General features: G+C 67.9%; 21 protein-coding genes. 13 read left to right on the forward strand and 8 right to left on the reverse strand.

Translation table 11 applies throughout. The annotated features are described in order from the left end of the window. Nucleotides 1–35 precede the first annotated feature (35 nt). The 3 genes from dapA (at nt 36) to AC1D2E_RS07380 (ending at nt 2,942) form a co-directional block, all read left to right on the forward strand. Nucleotides 36–962 (forward strand): 4-hydroxy-tetrahydrodipicolinate synthase, encoded by a 927-nt coding sequence (gene dapA / locus AC1D2E_RS07370; protein ID WP_478196787.1) that lies wholly within the window; start codon nt 36–38, stop codon nt 960–962. Nucleotides 963–1,068: 106 nt separating this feature from the next. Next, nucleotides 1,069–2,151, forward strand: coding sequence for an outer membrane protein assembly factor BamC (gene bamC, locus AC1D2E_RS07375; protein ID WP_478196788.1), 1,083 nt, complete (start codon nt 1,069–1,071; stop codon nt 2,149–2,151). A gap of 14 nt (nt 2,152–2,165) precedes the next feature. After that, nucleotides 2,166–2,942, forward strand: a complete 777-nt coding sequence (locus AC1D2E_RS07380) for an MBL fold metallo-hydrolase (RefSeq protein ID WP_478175830.1) — start codon at nt 2,166–2,168, stop codon at nt 2,940–2,942. A gap of 50 nt (nt 2,943–2,992) precedes the next feature. Here AC1D2E_RS07380 and AC1D2E_RS07385 read toward each other — a convergent pair whose 3' ends face one another. The 3 genes from AC1D2E_RS07385 to AC1D2E_RS07395 form a co-directional block, all read right to left on the reverse strand. Beyond that, nucleotides 2,993–3,241, reverse strand: a complete 249-nt coding sequence (locus AC1D2E_RS07385) for a hypothetical protein (protein WP_478196789.1) — start codon at nt 3,239–3,241, stop codon at nt 2,993–2,995. Between the two features lie 93 nt (nt 3,242–3,334). Then, nucleotides 3,335–3,838: a hypothetical protein gene (locus AC1D2E_RS07390; RefSeq protein ID WP_478196790.1), complete on the reverse strand. Its 504-nt coding sequence runs from the start codon at nt 3,836–3,838 to the stop codon at nt 3,335–3,337. Next, nucleotides 3,828–4,967 carry a JmjC domain-containing protein gene (locus AC1D2E_RS07395; protein WP_478196791.1) on the reverse strand — a complete coding sequence of 380 codons (1,140 nt, stop codon included), beginning with the start codon at nt 4,965–4,967 and terminating at the stop codon, nt 3,828–3,830. Before AC1D2E_RS07395 ends, AC1D2E_RS07390 begins: the two co-directional genes overlap by 11 nt. A 14-nt stretch (nt 4,968–4,981) precedes the next feature. Here AC1D2E_RS07395 and AC1D2E_RS07400 point away from each other — a divergent pair, with 14 nt between their 5' ends. Next, on the forward strand, nt 4,982–5,506 hold the full coding sequence (locus AC1D2E_RS07400; protein ID WP_478196792.1) for an FKBP-type peptidyl-prolyl cis-trans isomerase: 525 nt from the start codon (nt 4,982–4,984) through the stop codon (nt 5,504–5,506). A gap of 62 nt (nt 5,507–5,568) precedes the next feature. Here the strand turns inward: AC1D2E_RS07400 and AC1D2E_RS07405 are convergent, their stop codons facing one another. From AC1D2E_RS07405 to coaBC, 3 genes are all read right to left on the reverse strand, one after another. Next, nucleotides 5,569–6,060, reverse strand: a complete 492-nt coding sequence (locus AC1D2E_RS07405) for an outer membrane lipoprotein (RefSeq protein ID WP_478196793.1) — start codon at nt 6,058–6,060, stop codon at nt 5,569–5,571. 170 nt (nt 6,061–6,230) lie between these two features. Continuing rightward, the gene (dut, locus tag AC1D2E_RS07410) at nt 6,231–6,677 is read right to left on the reverse strand and encodes a dUTP diphosphatase (protein ID WP_478196794.1); all 447 of its coding nucleotides are present in this window, start codon (nt 6,675–6,677) and stop codon (nt 6,231–6,233) included. 48 nt (nt 6,678–6,725) lie between these two features. Further along, nucleotides 6,726–7,955, reverse strand: coding sequence for a bifunctional phosphopantothenoylcysteine decarboxylase/phosphopantothenate--cysteine ligase CoaBC (coaBC, locus tag AC1D2E_RS07415; protein ID WP_478196795.1), 1,230 nt, complete (start codon nt 7,953–7,955; stop codon nt 6,726–6,728). A 177-nt stretch (nt 7,956–8,132) separates the two neighbouring features. On the opposite strand from coaBC, the gene AC1D2E_RS07420 reads away from it, so the two are divergent. The 9 genes from AC1D2E_RS07420 to AC1D2E_RS07460 all read left to right on the forward strand — a co-directional run bounded on the left by AC1D2E_RS07420 (nt 8,133) and on the right by AC1D2E_RS07460 (nt 15,317). Further along, on the forward strand, nt 8,133–9,803 hold the full coding sequence (locus AC1D2E_RS07420) for a CTP synthase (RefSeq protein WP_478196796.1): 1,671 nt from the start codon (nt 8,133–8,135) through the stop codon (nt 9,801–9,803). Further along, complete coding sequence (gene kdsA, locus AC1D2E_RS07425) at nt 9,800–10,657, forward strand: 3-deoxy-8-phosphooctulonate synthase (RefSeq protein ID WP_478196797.1); 858 nt, start codon at nt 9,800–9,802, stop codon at nt 10,655–10,657. The genes AC1D2E_RS07420 and kdsA overlap by 4 nt, the downstream gene beginning before the upstream one ends. Continuing rightward, nucleotides 10,654–10,944, forward strand: a complete 291-nt coding sequence (locus AC1D2E_RS07430; RefSeq protein ID WP_478175820.1) for a DUF1330 domain-containing protein — start codon at nt 10,654–10,656, stop codon at nt 10,942–10,944. Before kdsA ends, AC1D2E_RS07430 begins: the two co-directional genes overlap by 4 nt. Nucleotides 10,945–10,971: 27 nt before the next feature. Further along, nucleotides 10,972–12,255 (forward strand): phosphopyruvate hydratase, encoded by a 1,284-nt coding sequence (gene eno, locus AC1D2E_RS07435; RefSeq protein WP_478175819.1) that lies wholly within the window; start codon nt 10,972–10,974, stop codon nt 12,253–12,255. A gap of 21 nt (nt 12,256–12,276) precedes the next feature. Continuing rightward, nucleotides 12,277–12,552, forward strand: a complete 276-nt coding sequence (gene ftsB / locus AC1D2E_RS07440; protein WP_478175863.1) for a cell division protein FtsB — start codon at nt 12,277–12,279, stop codon at nt 12,550–12,552. 64 nt (nt 12,553–12,616) lie between these two features. Continuing rightward, entirely contained in the window at nt 12,617–13,138 is a 522-nt protein-coding gene (locus AC1D2E_RS07445; protein ID WP_478196798.1) for an ATPase, read from the forward strand. After that, entirely contained in the window at nt 13,135–14,100 is a 966-nt protein-coding gene (locus AC1D2E_RS07450; RefSeq protein ID WP_478196799.1) for a hypothetical protein, read from the forward strand. Before AC1D2E_RS07445 ends, AC1D2E_RS07450 begins: the two co-directional genes overlap by 4 nt. 83 nt (nt 14,101–14,183) lie before the next feature. Beyond that, nucleotides 14,184–14,774, forward strand: coding sequence for an NADPH-dependent FMN reductase (locus AC1D2E_RS07455; RefSeq protein ID WP_478175816.1), 591 nt, complete (start codon nt 14,184–14,186; stop codon nt 14,772–14,774). Nucleotides 14,775–14,882: 108 nt separating this feature from the next. Beyond that, nucleotides 14,883–15,317, forward strand: a complete 435-nt coding sequence (locus AC1D2E_RS07460; protein WP_478196800.1) for a hypothetical protein — start codon at nt 14,883–14,885, stop codon at nt 15,315–15,317. Between the two features lie 67 nt (nt 15,318–15,384). Here the strand turns inward: AC1D2E_RS07460 and hslO are convergent, their stop codons facing one another. Together hslO and AC1D2E_RS07470 are read right to left on the reverse strand one after the other, a co-directional pair. After that, complete coding sequence (hslO, locus tag AC1D2E_RS07465; RefSeq protein ID WP_478196801.1) at nt 15,385–16,383, reverse strand: Hsp33 family molecular chaperone HslO; 999 nt, start codon at nt 16,381–16,383, stop codon at nt 15,385–15,387. A gap of 23 nt (nt 16,384–16,406) precedes the next feature. Then, nucleotides 16,407–16,931 carry a gamma carbonic anhydrase family protein gene (locus AC1D2E_RS07470; protein ID WP_478196802.1) on the reverse strand — a complete coding sequence of 175 codons (525 nt, stop codon included), beginning with the start codon at nt 16,929–16,931 and terminating at the stop codon, nt 16,407–16,409. Nucleotides 16,932–17,124: the final 193 nt, after the last annotated feature.

Genomic DNA, 17,124 nt, shown 5'->3' on the forward strand with positions numbered 1-17,124 from the left:
CGGTCCAATGCCGGGGGGCGGGGCCAATCAGTAGAATGGCTGCTTTTCGGGCAACCCACAAAGAGATTCCCTTGGAGCAACTGACAGGTAGCATCGTTGCGCTCGTCACGCCGATGCACGACGACGGCAGCGTCGACTATCCCGCCCTGCGCCGGCTGATCGACTGGCACATCGACGAAGGCACCGATTGCCTCGGCGTCGTCGGCACCACCGGCGAATCGCCGACGGTCGACGTCGAGGAGCACTGCGAGATCATCCGCGTCTCGGTCGAACAGGCCCGCGGCCGCGTGCCCGTGATGGCCGGCTGCGGCGCCAATTCCACCAAGGAAGCGATCGAACTCGCCAAGTTCGCCAAGGGCGTGGGCGCCGATTGCCAGCTGCAGGTGGTGCCCTACTACAACAAGCCGACCCAGGAAGGCCAGTACCAGCACTTCAAGGCGATCGCCGAAGCGGTGGGCGACCTGCCGACGGTGCTCTACAACGTGCCCGGCCGCACGGTGGCGGACATGGCGCACGACACCGTGCTGCGCCTGTCGCAGGTGCCCGGCATCATCGGCATCAAGGAAGCCACCGGCAACATCGAACGCGCCCAATGGCTGATCCGCGACCTGCCCAAGAGCTTCGCGGTCTATTCCGGCGACGACCCGACCGCGGTCGCGCTGATGCTGTGCGGCGGCCAGGGCAACATCAGCGTCACGGCCAATGTCGCGCCGCGCAAGATGCACGAGCTCTGCGTCGCCGCGATCGCCGGCGACGTCAAGCGCGCGATGCAGATCCAGTTCGAACTGATGCCGCTGCACCGCCACCTGTTCGTCGAACCGAATCCCATTCCGCTCAAGTGGGCCATGGCACGGCTCGGACTGTGCGGCGGCACCCTGCGCCTGCCCCTCACCGAACTGTCCGAAAGCGGCCGGCCGATGGTCGAATCCGCGTTGCGCGCCAGCGGCCTCCTCAAGGACTGACCCCATCTTTACAGCGGGCGTTCGCGAACGCCGGCAACCTTTTGCCCGGGCCGCGCTCTGAAGGAGCGGGCACCGCGCCCACCGATTGAGCTCAAGGAAGTAGACGTTGAAAACCATTTCGCGATTCGCATTGCTGGCCCTGGTCGCCAGTCTCGCTGCCTGCTCGGCCCTCGAGAGCGACAAGATCAACTACAAGAGCGCCGGCAAGGCCCCGACCCTCGAGGTTCCGCCCGACCTGAGCCAGCTCACGCGCGAGAACCGCTACGCGATCCCGGGCGGCGCGGTCACGGCCAACGCCTACCAGGCAGGCCTCGCCAGTGCGCCGGGCCAGCCGACCGCGGTCAGCTCGATCGGCGACGTGCGCATGGAGCGCGCCGGCACGCAGCGCTGGCTGGTGGTCAACCGCTCGGCCGACCAGCTCTGGGAGCCGGTGCGCGACTTCTGGCAGGAGAGCGGCTTCCTGCTCACCACCGACCAGCGCAATCTCGGCATCATGGAAACCGACTGGGCCGAGAACCGCGCCAAGCTGCCGCAGGACATCATCCGCAGCACGATCGGCAAGCTCATGGACTCGGTCTACTCGACCGGTGAGCTCGACCGCTTCCGCACCCGGATGGAGCGCACGCCCAACGGCACCGAGATCTTCATCAGCCACCGCGGCATGGAAGAGGTCTACAGCAGCTCGCGCAAGGACCAGACGGCCTGGCAGCCACGCGCCAGCGACCCCGAGCTCGAAGCCGAGTTCATGCGTCGCCTGATGGTCAAGCTCGGCGTCTCGCAAGAGCAGTCGAAGGTCATCGCCGCCGCCGGCGCCGCGCCGCAGACCGCCAAGGTCTCCACCGTCGGCGGCCAGCCGGTTGTGCAGATCAGCGAGAACTTCGATCGCGCCTGGCGCCGCGTCGGCCTGGCCCTCGACCGCACGGGCTTCACGGTCGAGGACCGCGACCGCTCCGCCGGTACCTACTTCGTGCGCTATGTGCCGCCGAACCCGAACAAGTCGGAACCCAGCGTGTTCGCCAAGCTGCTCAACTTCGGGCCCGGCAAGACCGAGGCGCCGCTCAAGTTCCGCATCCTGGTCAAGGGCCAGGGCGAGACCAGCACGGTGTCGGTCCTGAACGAGAGCGGCGCGGCCGACAGCACGGCCAATGCGCAACGCATCGTGCGGGTCATCGCCGACGACCTGAAGTAAGCCGTCCGCTCCCGATGCTGCGCTTTCGCAGTCTGGGCAGCGGCAGCACCGGCAACGCCACGCTGGTCGAAGCGACCAGCGGCGGGCGCACCTCACGGCTCCTGATCGACTGCGGCTTCGGACTGAAGCAACTCGACAGCCGGCTGGCGCGGGCCGGCCTCGCGGCCGGCGACATCGACGCCATCTTCATCACCCACGAGCACGGTGACCACATCGGCTGCGCGCGGGCGCTGTCGCGCCGCGAACGGATCCCGGTGTGGATGAGCGAAGGCACCTGGCTGGCGACCGGCGGGCACGACTACGAAGGCCGTCTCATGCTCGCGCGGGACGGCGTCGACATCGAGGTCGGCGAGCTCCGCCTCCTGCCCTTCACCGTGCCGCACGATGCGCGCGAGCCGCTGCAGTTGCGCTGCACCGACGGCGCACGGCACCTCGGCGTGCTGACCGACCTGGGCCACGCGACGCCCCATGTGCTGGCACGCCTCATGGGCCTGGATGCCCTGCTGCTCGAGTTCAACCACGACAGCGAGCTGCTGGCCGGCTCGGCCTATCCGCCCTTCCTCAAGCAGCGCGTCGGCGGCAACTACGGCCATCTCTCGAACGAAGCCGCCGCAGCCATCGCRCGCGCGGTGCATCACGGCGGCCTGCGCCACGTGGTGGCGGCCCACCTGAGCGAGCAGAACAACCGGCCGGAGATCGTGCGCCGCATGATGGCCGAGGCGCTCGGCGCCATCGAGCACGAGATGCTCACCGCCACGGCCGCGGAAGGCTCCCCCTGGCTCGACCTGTGAAACCATGAAAAAGGCCGCCCGAAGGCGGCCCGCAGGGACGGCGGCCGGCCTCAGGGCTTGGCAGGCGGGGCCTCGGCACTCTTCTTCGCGGCCTCGGTCGCCGCATTGGCGGCATCGAGCGCGGAAGACGCGCTCGGCGACGGCGTCGCCGCGGACTCTGCGGGTGCCGCTGGTGCCGCTGGCGGCGCGACCTGCGCCGGCGGCGGCGTGACCACGGCCGGCGGGGCTTCCTCCTTCTTTCCGCAGGCCGCCAAGGCGACAGCGGCGAGCAGCGAAGCGAGCAGAACGGATTTCTTCATGGGGTGACTCCTTGGGATGAAAATGGCAGTCAAAAAATTCTAGGCCGGCTCTCCAGCCCCACGCACTGTCGCGGTGCAATTCGCGGCGTTGGCTTACAAGCCCAGCGTGCTCGCCGGAAATGCAGGCCGCGCATGGCGCAGGCATTCGTCGATGCGCTCGCGCAGGGCGCGCCGCCCCTCCGGCGCACGGCCGCAAACCCCTCGCGCATGCTCGACATCGATGCGATGCAGGAACCAGCCGGGCGTCCAGATCGCGCTGGGCACCGACGGCACGCCGGGGCCGTGGCAGACGCGGGCGTCGACGATGTGGCTCCACATGCGGCGCCATTGCACGAAGCGTGCATGTTCACGCGCGAAGACGTCGAAATGCTGCGCCAGCAACACCAAGCCGCGCCCAGCCGCAGACCAGGCCTGCAAGGCCTCGACGCTCGCGCGCTCGCCGAGGGGCCAGTCGACGAAGTCGGGGTCCGACAGTACGATCTCGCGCCAGTTCTGCCGCGCCGCCGCGTCGAGCGCTGCATGCAGGTGCGCCTGGAAGGCCTGGCGGCCGTCGAAGGCGCCCTCGGGCAAGTCGATGCCGACGCTGTCATCCGGCATGCAGCCACCCCGCTTCGCACCAGTCGCCCAGCAGTGCGAGCGCGTCCTCGCTGGCGCCCGCCAGGTCGCGCGCGCCGAGCATGCGCTGGTCTGCCAGCCGCCGCATCAGCGTCGCGTCGCGGCCGCCCGCGCGGAAACTCTCGCCGTTGATGTAGAGATGGCGCGCGTCGTAGAGCATGCGGGTGCGGCGGTCCAGCGCCACGCCGCTCCAGCGCTCGGGCATTTCACCGGCATCGAACCAGACCGTCGGCTTCGGCTCGGTCATCGACTCGCCGAGCGCACGGTCGATCACGTCGCCATCGCGCAGCGCGGCCAGCACCGCCTCGCGCGCGAAGGCCTGCAGCGCCGGCGGCATCGCGGCCGGCCGGTCCAGCGCAGGCTGCTTCGGGTCGCGGTAGTGCACGGCCGAGCCGGCCGGGGCATCCTGCAACTCGTCGCCGTGCGCCTCGGCGATGCGCGCCAGCAAGTCGGCACCAAGCGGCGCGGCAGCCGGCGAGCGCAGGCCGATCGAGTAGGTCATGCAATCGTCGCCGACCGCAACGCCGTCGTGCGCATAGCGCGGCGGCAAGTACAGCATGTCGCCGGGCTCGAGGACGAAAGTTTGCTCCGGCTCGAACTGGGCCAGGATCTTCAGCGGCACGTCGGGCTGCAAGGCCAGGTCGCGCTGCCTGCCGATCGACCAGCGGCGGCTTCCCTGCGCCTGCAGCAGGAACACGTCGTAGCTGTCGAAATGCGGACCCACGCCACCGCCGTTGCTGGCATAGCTGATCATCAGGTCGTCGAGCCGCGCATCGGGGACGAAGCGGAACTGCTGCAGCAGTTCATGCGCGCCCTGGTCATGCAGGTCGGCGCCCTGCACCAGCAGGGTCCAGCCGGGCTGCTGCAACGGCGGCAGCGCCCGGCGCGCGAACGGGCCGTGCTTCAGGGCCCAGCCCGCCGGGCCATGGCGGATGAGGCGCGATTCGACCTCGTCGCGGGCGGCCATCCCGAACAACGCGGAACGCGCAATCGGTGGCACCATGGCGGGCACGGCCTGGCGAACCAGCAGGGGTTTCTTCTGCCAGTGACGGTGCATGAACTGCTGGGCGGTCAGGCCGCCGAGCAGGGGCAAGGGTTGATCGATCTCCATGGGAGAATTCTGCAATGGAAATCTCAGAACAATGCGTGGTCGGCCTGACCTGGACGCTGAAAGACACCCTGGGCGAAGTGCTGGACGTGCTCGACGACCCGGTGGAATTCCTGGTCGGCRGCGAYGATCTCTTCGATGCGATCGAAGCCGCCCTGCTCGGCCATGAGCCCGGCGCCCGGGTGCTGCTGCAGCTCGAGCCCGAACAGGCCTTCGGCGACTTCAACGACCAGTTGTTGTTCCTGGAGCCGCGCAAGCTGTTCCCGGAAGGCACCGAAGAAGGCATGACCTTCGACGGCGCGGCGCTGCCGCAGGGCGTGAATCCCGACATGCCCAGGGACGTGCTCTACACCGTCAGCGAGATCTATCCGGAACACCTGGTGCTCGACGGCAATCATCCGTTGGCGGGCATCGCGATCCGGCTCGACATGACCGTGAAATCGGTGCGCGAAGCCAGCGAGGAAGAAATCGGCCGCGGCAGCGCGGGCACCGGCTTCTTCAAGGTCCCGGCCACAGCCCCTGGCAACAATCTGTTGCATTGACCCTCCCTGCGTGCACAAAAAAGCCGGGCAGCGCCCGGCTTTTTCGTTCAGGTGCGCCTGGCTCAGTAGCGCGATATCTGGCCGTTGTCGATGCGTACGCGATCGCCGATGCGCAGGTCGCCCGGCGAAGGCACGTCAAAGGCCCGGAAGCCGCCGTTGTCGGTCTGCACCGAGACCCGGAAGCTCTGGTAGGTGCGCGGCGCATTGTTGTTGGCCTCGACCGCGTTGCCGATCAGCGCACCGCCGACCGCACCGGCGATGGTCGCCGCGGTATTGCCGCGGCCGCTGCCGACCTGGTGGCCGAGCACGCCGCCGGCCAGACCGCCGACCACCGCGCCGGCGCCGCTCGGCGCCGCACCCGAGGACTGGCTCTGGATCACCTCGATGTTGGCGACACGGCCGTACTCGACATACGGGCCTTGTGCCATCGGTTGCGGCGGTTGATACGGATAGCGCGTGGTCTGGTAGACCGGGGCGGGTGCCACGCAAGCGGTCAGCGTGGCCAGCGCCACCACCGAAAACGTGACTGAAGCGATGCGGATGGAATGTTTCATGACAGGTTGCTTCTTAAAAAACGGCGGCCGTTTGGCGCCTCGCATGCAATCAACGCAGCAGCGACGCGCCCGATGACCTGGACAGATGCTGAAACCTTCGATGCATCACAGCGTCTCCAGTTCCATTCTTTACGCGTAGGCAAGGCGCGGGCCTGCGCCGCACCTGGCCCTCAATGCTTGCCGGTGGAGCCGTAGCCGCCCTCTCCGCGCTCGCTCGGCGGAAACTCGGCCACGACATTGAACCGCGCCTGCACCACCGGCACGATCACCAGTTGCGCCAGCCGCTCCATCGGCTGCAGGACGAACGGGGTGTCGCTGCGGTTCCAGGCGCTGATCTTCAACTCGCCCTGGTAGTCGCTGTCGATCAGCCCGACCAGGTTGCCGAGCACGATGCCGTGCTTGTGGCCGAGCCCCGAGCGCGGCAGGATCAACGCCGCATAGCCCGGGTCGGCCAGGTGGATCGCGATCCCGGTGCCCACCAGTTGCCACGCATTCGGCTCCAGCGTGATGGGCGCGTCGAGGCAGGCCCGCAGGTCGAGTCCGGCGCTGCCGGAGGTCGCGTAGGCAGGCAGTTGGTCCTGCATGCGGGGATCGAGGATGCGAACGTCGACTTTCAATGGGGTGCCTTTGCTTGTTGTTGCGGTGATGGAGGGAACGCCGCGGGTTCAGTGCGAACCGGCGGCAGGAAGGCGGGCCGCGATCTCGAGCACCAGTTCGCGCGCCAGCGTGAGCTTGGGCGCCTGCGGCAGTTCGCGCACGCCGTTGGCATCGACCAGCAGCAGGCTGTTGTGGTCCTGGCCGAAGGTCAGCGGACCGATGTTGCCGACCAAGAGCGGAATGCCCTTGCGCTCGCGCTTGGCCTTCGCGTGCTGGGCGAGATTCTCGCTCTCGGCTGCGAAGCCGACGCAGAACAGCGCGCCGGCCTTGGCGCGCGCGCTCTGGGCCACGGTCAACAGGATGTCCTGGTTTTCGACGAAGTGCAGCACCGGCGGCTTGCCGCTGCCGTCCTTCTTGATCTTCTGTTCACTGTGCGAGGTCGGACGCCAATCGGCGACCGCCGCGGTGGCGACGAAGACCGACGCCGCCTGCACCGCCTGCTGAGTGGCTTCGAGCATCTCCTGCGCCGACAGCACGTCGATTCGGCGCACGCCGCGTGGCGTCGGCAGATGGACGGGGCCGGCCACCAGCGTGACCTCTGCGCCGGCATCTCGCGCGGCGCGGGCAATCGCGAAACCCATCTTTCCGGAAGAATGGTTGGTGATGCCGCGGATCGGATCGAGCGCCTCGAAAGTCGGCCCGGCCGTGACGACCACCTGCTGTCCGGAGAGCACCTTGGGCTGGAATTGGGCGATGACTTCCTCGAGCAGCTGCTGCGGCTCGAGCATCCGGCCATCGCCGGTCTCGCCGCAGGCCTGCCAGCCGTTGCCCACGCCCAGCACGCGGGCGCCGTCGGCATCGACCTGGCGCAGGTTGCGCTGCGTCGCCGGGTGAATCCACATCTCGCGGTTCATGGCCGGCGCGATCAGCAAAGGCACCCGCTCCGAAGGCCGCGCCAGGCACAGCAGGCTCAGCAGTTCGTCGGAACGCCCCTGCACCAGCCGGGCGATGAAATCGGCGCTGGCCGGCGCCAGCAGGATCGCATCGGCCTCGCGGCTCAGGTTGATGTGCGGCATGTTGTTGGCTTCGCGCGCATCCCATTGCGAGCTGTAGACCGGCCGGCCCGACAGCGCCTGCATCGTCACCGGCGTGATGAACTGCGCCGCCGCCTCGGTCATGACCACCTGCACCGTGGCGCCGGCCTTGACCAGCAGCCGGCACAGCTCGGCCGACTTGTAGCAGGCCACGCCCCCGGTGAGGCCCAGCAGGATGTGTTTGCCGGCAAGTTCTTGTTGCATCGGCAGAGTTTAAAGCGCCGAGGATCGAGGCCGGGGGGCCGCCCCAAGCGGCCGGCCCGCCCCCCGGTCGGGGGGGAGGGCTTGCCGACACGAAGTGCGGGAAGCCTTCGGGGGGCGAGCAAGTACGGCGCCTATAATCGACATTTCCCACTTCCCGGATCTGCGTCCGGAACTGGCATGACCAAATTCGTCTTCGTCACCGGCGGTGTGGTGTCTTCCCTGGGCAAGGGAATCGCCTCCGCCTCTCTCGCCGCCATCCTCGAATCCCGCGGCCTCAAAGTCACCCTCATCAAGCTCGATCCGTACATCAACGTCGACCCCGGCACGATGTCGCCCTTCCAGCATGGCGAGGTGTTCGTCACCGACGACGGTGCCGAGACCGACCTCGACCTCGGCCACTACGAGCGTTTCATCACGACGCGGATGCGCCGTGCCAACAACTTCACCACCGGCCAGATCTACAAGTCCGTGCTCGAGAAAGAGCGCCGCGGCGACTACCTCGGCAAGACGGTGCAGGTGATCCCGCACATCACCAACGAGATCCAGGAATACGTCAAGCGCGGCGCCGGCATCGGCACCGCCCATGAAGTCGACGTCGCGATCGTCGAGATCGGCGGCACGGTCGGCGACATCGAGTCGCTGCCCTTCCTCGAGGCGGTGCGCCAGATGAGCCTGCGCATGGGCCCCAACAACTCGGCCTTCGTTCACTTGAGCTACGTGCCCTGGATCGCCGCCGCCGGCGAGCTCAAGACCAAGCCGACCCAGCACACGGCCAAGGAACTGCGCGCCATCGGCATCCAGGCCGACGCCCTGCTGTGCCGCGCCGACCGGCCGATCCCCGACGACGAGCGGGCCAAGATCTCGCTGTTCTCGAACGTGCCCGAATGGGGCGTGATCTCGATGTGGGACGTCGACACCATCTACAAGGTGCCGCGCATGCTGCACGAGCAGGGCCTCGACGGGCTCATCTGCGACAAGCTGCGCATCAACACGCCGCCGGCCAAGCTCAAGCGCTGGGACGACCTGGTCTACGAGGTCGAGCATCCGAAAAAGGAAGTGACCATCGCGATGGTCGGCAAGTACGTCGACCTGTCGGACAGCTACAAATCGCTCAACGAGGCGCTGCGCCACGCCGGCATGAAGAACCATGMCCGCGTGAAGATCGACTACATCGACTCGGAAACCATCACGCCGCAGGACGTGGCCCGGCTCGGCAAGTACGACGCCATCCTGGTGCCCGGCGGCTTCGGCCAGCGCGGCGTCGAGGGCAAGATCGCCGCCGCCCGATTCGCCCGCGAGACCAAGGTGCCCTACCTCGGCATCTGCCTGGGCATGCAGGTGGCGACCATCGAGTACGCGCGCAACGTGGCCGGCCTCAAGAACGCCAACAGCACCGAGTTCGACGCCGAGACGCCCACCCCCGTGATCGCGCTGATCACCGAGTGGAAGGACAACGACGGCACGGTCAAGACCCGCGACGAGAAGTCCGACCTCGGCGGCACGATGCGCCTGGGCGCGCAGAGCTCCGACGTCGCGCCCGGCACGCTGGCCCACAGCATCTACGGCGACGTCGTGACCGAGCGCCACCGCCATCGCTACGAGGCCAACGTCAACTACCTGGACGAACTGCGCCGCGCCGGCCTGGTCATCTCGGCGCTGACGCAGCGCGAGCACCTGACCGAAATCGTCGAGCTGCCGCAGGACGTGCACCCGTGGTTCATGGGCGTGCAGTTCCACCCCGAGTTCAAGTCCACGCCCTGGGGCGGTCATCCGTTGTTCAACGCATTCATCAAGGCGGCGCTCGAGCATCAGGGGGCGGACAAGAAGGCATTGAAGGTGGTGGCATGAAGCTGTGTGGATTCGACATCGGGCTGGACAAGCCGTTTTTCCTGATCGCAGGACCCTGCGTCGTCGAGTCCGAGCAGCTTCAAATGGACACCGCCGGCACGCTGAAGGAGATCACCGCCGCGCTCGGCATTCCCTTCATCTTCAAGAGCAGCTTCGACAAGGCCAACCGGTCGTCGGGCACCAGCTTCCGCGGCCCGGGCCGCGACAAGGGGCTCGAGATCCTGGCCAAGGTCAAGCGCGAACTCGGCCTGCCGGTGCTGACCGACGTGCATACGGAAGAAGACATCACGGCCGCCGCCCAGGTGGTCGACGTGCTGCAGACGCCGGCTTTCCTGTGCCGCCAGACCGACTTCATCCGCGCCGTGGCGCAGTCGGGCAAGCCGGTCAACATCAAGAAGGGCCAGTTCCTCGCGCCGCATGACATGAAGAACGTGATCGACAAGGCGCGTGCGGCAGCCAAGGAAAAGGGCCTGCCCGAAGACAGCTTCATGGCCTGCGAACGCGGCGCCAGCTTCGGCTACAACAACCTGGTCTCGGACATGCGCTCGCTGGCGATCATGCGCGAGACCGGCGCTCCCGTGGTGTTCGACGCCACGCACTCGGTGCAGTTGCCCGGCGGCCAGGGCACCAGCTCGGGCGGCCAGCGCGAGATGGTGCCGGTGCTGTCGCGCGCCGCGGTCGCGGTCGGCGTGGCGGGCCTCTTCATGGAGACCCATCCGGATCCCGCCAAGGCGCTGAGCGACGGCCCCAACGCCGTGCCGCTCAAGCACATGAAGGCGCTGCTCGAGACGCTGCTGGCGCTCGACACCGTCACCAAGAAGAACGCATTTCTGGAGGACATCTTCCAGCAATGACCAGCGCCTACATCATCGCCAACGTCGAGGTCACCAACCCGGCGCAATACGAGGACTACAAGAAGTGGTCCTCCGAAGCCATGAAGACGCACGGGGCCGAAGTCTGCGTGCGCGGCGGCAAGGTCGAGGTGCTCGAGGGCGACTGGCATCCCGAGCGCATCGTGATCCTCAAGTTCCCGAGCGTCGAACAAGCGAAGAAATTCAACGACTCGCCCGAGTACGGCAAGGCGCGCGCGTCGCGCCAGGGCGCCGCGATCATGCGAATGATCGTCGTCGAAGGTATGTGATTCCTGTCATTGAGAAAGAGAAAAGAGATGAGTGCAATCGTTGACATCGTCGGGCGCGAAATCCTCGACAGCCGCGGCAACCCCACCGTCGAATGCGACGTGCTGCTCGAATCGGGCACCATGGGCCGCGCCGCCGTGCCTTCGGGCGCATCGACCGGCTCGCGCGAAGCGATCGAGCTGCGCGACGGCGACAAGGGCCGCTACCTGGGCAAGGGCGTGCTCAAGGCGGTCGAGAACATCAACACCGAGATCTCCGAGTCGGTGCTCGGCCTCGATGCCAGCGAGCAGGCCTTCCTCGACCGCACGCTGAACGACCTCGACGGCACCGAGAACAAGGCCCGACTGGGCGCCAACGCGACCCTGGCCGTGTCGATGGCCGTGGCCCGCGCCGCGGCCGAGGAATCGGGCCTGCCGCTGTACCGCTACTTCGGCGGCATGGGCGGCATGCAGCTGCCGGTGCCGATGATGAACGTCATCAACGGCGGCGCCCACGCCAACAACAGCCTGGACCTGCAGGAATTCATGATCATCCCCGTGGGCGCCAAGAGCTTCCGCGAATCGGTGCGCTACGGCGCCGAGGTGTTCCATGCGCTGAAGAAGATCCTCGGCGACCGCGGAATCAGTACGGCCGTCGGCGACGAAGGCGGCTTCGCACCCAGCGTCGAGAGTCACGAAGCGGCCATCCAGCTGATCCTGGAGGCCATCGACAAGGCCGGCTACGTGGCCGGCGAACAGATCGCCCTCGGCCTCGACTGCGCCGCCAGCGAGTTCTACAAGGACGGCAAGTACGTGCTGGCCGGCGAGAACCTGAGCCTCACGGCCGAGAGCTGGACCGACATGCTGGCGAGCTGGGTCGACAAGTACCCGATCATCAGCATCGAGGACGGCATGCACGAAGGCGACTGGGACGGCTGGAAGCACCTGACCGAACGCCTCGGCAAGCGCGTGCAGCTGGTCGGCGACGACCTGTTCGTCACCAACACCAAGATCCTGCAGGAAGGCATCGACCGCGGCATCGCCAATTCGATCCTGATCAAGATCAACCAGATCGGCACCCTGACCGAGACTTTTGCCGCGATCGAGATGGCCAAGCGCGCCGGCTATACCGCGGTGATCAGCCACCGCTCGGGCGAGACCGAAGACAGCACCATCGCCGACATCGCGGTCGGCACCAATGCCGGCCAGATCAAGACCGGCTCGCTGTCGCGCTCGGACCGCATCGCCAAGTACAACCAGTTGCTGCGCATCGAGGAAGACCTCGGTGATGTCGCTTCGTACCCGGGCCTGCGCGCCTTCTACAACCTGCGCTGATCTGCCCGCGGATCCGGCGCAATGCGCTCACGCATCGTTCCGATCATCCTGGTCCTGTTGCTGCTGGTCCTCCAATGGCAGCTCTGGACCGGGCGCGGCAGCGTGCGCGACGTGGCGCAGCTCCAGGAGAAGCTGGCCGACCAGAAGGAAGCCAACGCCAAGGCGGCGATCGCCAACGAGCGACTGTCCTCCGAGGTCAACGACCTCAAGGAAGGGCTCGAGATGGTCGAGGAGCGGGCCCGCCAGGAGCTCGGCATGGTCAAGCCCAACGAAGTGTTCGTGCAGATCACGCACTGAGGGCGCCGGCACGCGCCGCCCGGCCGCCCGAAGGCGCTCGCACCGCAGCCGAGAAGGTCCTCCAATGAACCCCGCCCTTTCCGCCGGCAGCACGGTCGCGCTGCTGGGCGCCGACAGCAGCGGCAAGCGCGGACTGGCCGGCGCGCTCGCGGCCCGGCTGCGACCTCATGGTGTCACCGTGGCCGACGACACCCTGCTCGGCCAGGCGGTCGCGCGAGCGCTGCTGCACGGCGACCACTCCCTGCTCGACGACGCCCTCGCTGCGCACCGACGCCATGCCCGCACGCTGCTCGTCGGGCTCGAACCCTCCGCTGCGGACGCGCTCGGCCCGGCCGCGCTGCAGCACGAGCGCGCCGACACCCTGCTGCGCGCGGCACTGGTCGGCGCCGGCCTGTCCTTTGCGGTGATCCACGGCCGGGCTGACGAGCGCCTGGCCAATGCGCTTCGCGCCTTGGGCCTCGAAGCCCCCGAAGGCCCTCGCCGGCTCGCGCGATGGGATTGCGACAAGTGCTCCGATCCGGCCTGCGAGCATCGGCTGTTCACCGATCTCGTTCGACAGCGCGTCGACGCCGGCACCGCTTCATGAGCCACGCCGCCGCCTTGCGCCGGGTCCTCGGCGGCGCCATGGTCCTCTGGTTCTGCGTTGGCGCTGCAGCCGCGCCGGCCAGCGTCACCGTCGAGAACCTGACCCGACCGACCGCCTGCGCCGAGGAAGACAACGTATCGATGGTCCTGCACGGGGCGGGCATTGCGCGCTTTCGCGTCGAGGCGCTGCAGCCCCCCTACCTCGACAGCATCCAGGCCGATAGCACTGCCCCCGATTTTTCCAATTGCAACTTCGAGGGCGGTGCCCACCCCACCGATCCGAGCTACACCTTCAAGCCGCGCCGCGTGGTGTTCCACGACGGCAGGGACTGGCTGATCGTCGGCATCACGCTGCCCACCTTCTGGCGGCCACGCCGCGTGCCGGTCAAGGTCGGAACGCGCACCGAGGACGACATCCACCTGCTGCAGGTCTTCGCAAAGAAGGCCGGCGCCAGGCCCCTGGAGGCGCTGGTGGTGTATCCGACCGACGGCTACTGGCGCATCAAGCCGCTGCCGCTCGCGCGCTTTGGCGACGGCGTGTACGGCTCCTCCATCCTGATGGGCCCGGTCGAGACGGACGGCCGGCCGGTGGTGAACATCGACGCGATCGAGGTCCGGACGAAGCCCCTCGCCCTCCGCCTGCGTTTCGCCGGCGGCGGCGGTGCCGAGGTGAAGGCCGCGGAGATCAGCGCGACTCGCACCGCGCTCGATGTCTCGCTGAAGCCGCCCACACGCCGCGATCAGCCCTTCGCGGCACTGCGCTCGATGTACGTGGCTGCCGACAACGCGGACGTGAGCGCGCTGAGCTGGCAAGCCACGCCCGGTTCGGCCCCGCAAGACCAGGATCTGCCCTCGGTGCGCACGCTCGAGGCGATGCAGCTGCGCTTCGGCCGGACCGTGCCGTCGCGGCACAACACGAGCGCACCGGACATCCGGTTCAGCGGCTTCGAAACCCGCCCCTGACATCGGCCGCCGCCGCGGCCCTCGACGAGGCCGATCCGATTGGGCAACACTTGCGTGTTTGCATGGTGGAAGGAGAAGCAGCGATGAGCGACAGGATTCTGGTGTTCTATGGCTCGTACCGGTCGGACCGGATGGGCATCCGCCTCGCGGACTACCTGGTCGCCGGCCTCGGGACCCGAGGCGCCGAAGCCGAACTGGTGGACGCCAAGGCGGTCGACCTGCCCATGCTCGACCGCATGTACAAGGAGTATCCCAAGGGCGGCGCCCCCGCGCGCCTGGAAGCCCTGGCCGAGAAGATCCGCAGCGCCGATGCCTTCGTCTTCGTAACCGGCGAATACAACTGGGGTCCACAACCCGGACTGAAGAACCTGACCGATCACTTCCTCGAGGAGTGGTTCTGGCGCCCGGCCGCCGTCGCCAGTTATTCGGCCGGCCGTTTCTCGGGGGTGCGCTCGGGCACGGTGTGGCATTCCATCCTGTCGGAGATGGGCATGGTGGTCGTCTCGAGCACGCTCGCGGTCGGCCCGATCTCCCAGACCCTGGACGCAGATGCAAGACCGACCGGCAGCGCGGGCGAAGCGCTCGAACGCGCGTTCGGGCGCTTCGCCGACGACCTGGCCTGGTGGACCGAGGCGGCGCGAGCGCAGCGAGCGCGCAAGGCACCGCCCTACTAGGGCCCGTCAACGTGGCGGTACGTCACAAAACGTCACGCGAGTCCACCAAGTCAGCGGCTGAAGCGTTTGGAATGGCGTAGGCGCTTTCGCCTTCCTCCGGAGACATCCTTGACCTTTCATCGCGCTGCGTTCGCCAAATGGGCTGGTTCGGCCGCCGTTGCTGCCGCTGCCCTCTCGCTGGGCGCGGCCGCCCATGCCGAGGTGAACTTTTCCATCGGCGTCGGCGGACCGGTCTACGAAGAGCCGGCACCCGTTTACGTGAATCCGCCGCCGGTCTATTACCAGCCGGCACCGCCGGTGTACTACGAGCCTGCGCCTCCGGCGTACTATCCGCCGCCGCCGCCGCCCGGCTACTACCGTCCGGCGCAACCCTACTACGCGCCCCCGCCGGTCGGCTACGGACCCCAGTACTGGCAGGGCGCGCCATCCAGGGAACGGCCGCGGCTCAGCGACATGCAGCAGCGCGCCCTTGACAACTGCAGCCTGCTGGCCCCGCGCGAACAGGGCCGCTGCCGGGCGACGGTCATGTCGACCGTGCGTTGAACGCGCGACCCGGTGCATCGGTGCTGCCTGGCCGCCCGTCCGCGGACGGGTGCGGCGCAGGCGCCTGTCACTGAACCACCGCGCTCCCGGGCATCTGGTCCCCCGGCGCCGTGAAGATCTGCGCCGCGTCGACGGCGTCGAAACGGTACTGCTTGCCGCAAAAGTCGCAGCCGACCTCGATGTCGCCGCGCTCGACGAGGATGCCCTCGGCTTCCTCCTGGCCAAGACCGCGGATCATGTTCGCCACCCGGCTGCGGCCGCAGGTGCAGGCGAAGTGCGGCCCCAGCAGACCGGCCTGCGGCTCGAAGCGCAGCAGCTTCTCTTCCCAGAACAGGCGCCGCAGGATGGTGTCGACGTCGAGCGTCAGCAATTCGTCCTTGGTCAGGCTCGAGGCCAGGATCGCAATGCGGTTGTAGTCCTCGTTGCGGCCGATCTGGTCCTCGTTGGCCTGGTCGTGGTCGCTGCCCGAGCTGCCTGCGAGATTGGCCTCGCCCTTGACCGGCAGGCGCTGGATCAGCAGTCCCGCGGCCACCTTGTCGTCGGCGGCCAGCACCAGCGTGGTGTCGAGCTGCTCGCTCTGCAGCATGTAGTGCTGCAGCACCTCGTTGAGGCGCTCGAGCTTCTCCCCGCGGTCACCGAACAGCGGCACCACGCCCTGGTACGGCTGCTGGCCCGGCAGCTTGTCCTTGGGGTCGAGGGTGATCGCGCAGCGGCCCTTGTTGCCGACGTTCACCATGTCGGGCAGGCGCGCGTCGGCCGGCAGCTGGCCCGACACCTTGGCCGTGGCGCGCAGGCTCAGGTCGGGCTTGGCCTCGGCGACCGCGATCTTGACCGGACCGTCGCCGAAGATCTGCAGGATCAGCGCGCCGTTGAACTTGATGTTGGCCTGCATCAGCGTGGCCGCGGCCGTCATCTCGCCGAGCAGTTCGGCCACCGGAGGCGGATAGGCGCCGGTGGTGCTGTTGGACGCGCGCCGCGCCAGGATCTCCTGCCAGGCATCGGTCAGGCGCACGATCATGCCGCGCACCGGCACGCCGTCGAACAGGAACTTGTGCAACTCGCTCAATGGGAACTCGCTCTCCCGCCTTCTCAGGCGATTTTCTTCAGGCCCTTCGCGAAGCGACGGCCATTGTCGACATAGTGCTCGGCGCTCTGCCGCAGCTTGGCGGCGGCCGCATCGTCGAGCGTGCGCACCACCTTGGCCGGCGAGCCGATGATGAGCGAGTTGTCGGGAAACTCCTTGCCTTCGGTCACGACGCTGCCGGCGCCAACGATCGAATTGCGGCCGATCTTCGCGTTATTCAAGACCACCGCCTGAATGCCGATCAGCGAGTTGTCGCCCACCGTGCAGCCGTGCAGCATGACCTGGTGGCCGACCGTGACGTTCTCCCCCAGGGTCAGCGGGCAGCCGAGGTCGGCATGCAGCACCGACAGATCCTGGACGTTGCTGTTGCGGCCGATGGTCAGCGCCTCGGTGTCGCCGCGCAGCACGGCCCCGAACCAGACGCTGGCGTTCTCGCCCAGCACCACGTTGCCCATGACCTGCGCGCTGTCGGCGACCCAGGCACCACGGCCAAGTTGCGGCGCCACGCCGTCGAGTTCATAGAGGGCCATCGCGAGTGTCTCCAAAGGAACGAAAACTAGAATTGTAGGGATGCATCCCCGTCTTCGCGCCCTGGCCGCGCTGCGCCTCGCCGATCCCGATCTCAAGGTGGCCGCCACGCGGGCGCTGGCCGCGGAGCTCGGGCCGGGCGCGATCGCGGGCCCGCCGCTGCGCGTGGCCGGCGACGACGGCGGCGTGCCGGGC

Source organism: Variovorax sp. P1_H2, from assembly GCF_056405295.1.

Bases quoted from the DNA above. Each gene is read 5' to 3' on its own strand.
- dapA (WP_478196787.1), top strand. From the start codon at position 36: ATGGCTGCTTTTCGGGCAACCCACAAAGAGATTCCCTTGGAGCAACTG.
- AC1D2E_RS07385 (WP_478196789.1), bottom strand. From the start codon at position 3,241: ATGAAGAAATCCGTTCTGCTCGCTTCGCTGCTCGCCGCTGTCGCCTTG.
- AC1D2E_RS07390 (WP_478196790.1), bottom strand. From the start codon at position 3,838: ATGCCGGATGACAGCGTCGGCATCGACTTGCCCGAGGGCGCCTTCGAC.
- AC1D2E_RS07395 (WP_478196791.1), bottom strand. From the start codon at position 4,967: ATGGAGATCGATCAACCCTTGCCCCTGCTCGGCGGCCTGACCGCCCAG.
- AC1D2E_RS07405 (WP_478196793.1), bottom strand. From the start codon at position 6,060: ATGAAACATTCCATCCGCATCGCTTCAGTCACGTTTTCGGTGGTGGCG.
- coaBC (WP_478196795.1), bottom strand. From the start codon at position 7,955: ATGCAACAAGAACTTGCCGGCAAACACATCCTGCTGGGCCTCACCGGG.
- kdsA (WP_478196797.1), top strand. From the start codon at position 9,800: ATGAAGCTGTGTGGATTCGACATCGGGCTGGACAAGCCGTTTTTCCTG.
- AC1D2E_RS07430 (WP_478175820.1), top strand. From the start codon at position 10,654: ATGACCAGCGCCTACATCATCGCCAACGTCGAGGTCACCAACCCGGCG.
- eno (WP_478175819.1), top strand. From the start codon at position 10,972: ATGAGTGCAATCGTTGACATCGTCGGGCGCGAAATCCTCGACAGCCGC.
- ftsB (WP_478175863.1), top strand. From the start codon at position 12,277: ATGCGCTCACGCATCGTTCCGATCATCCTGGTCCTGTTGCTGCTGGTC.
- AC1D2E_RS07445 (WP_478196798.1), top strand. From the start codon at position 12,617: ATGAACCCCGCCCTTTCCGCCGGCAGCACGGTCGCGCTGCTGGGCGCC.
- AC1D2E_RS07450 (WP_478196799.1), top strand. From the start codon at position 13,135: ATGAGCCACGCCGCCGCCTTGCGCCGGGTCCTCGGCGGCGCCATGGTC.
- AC1D2E_RS07455 (WP_478175816.1), top strand. From the start codon at position 14,184: ATGAGCGACAGGATTCTGGTGTTCTATGGCTCGTACCGGTCGGACCGG.
- AC1D2E_RS07470 (WP_478196802.1), bottom strand. From the start codon at position 16,931: ATGGCCCTCTATGAACTCGACGGCGTGGCGCCGCAACTTGGCCGTGGT.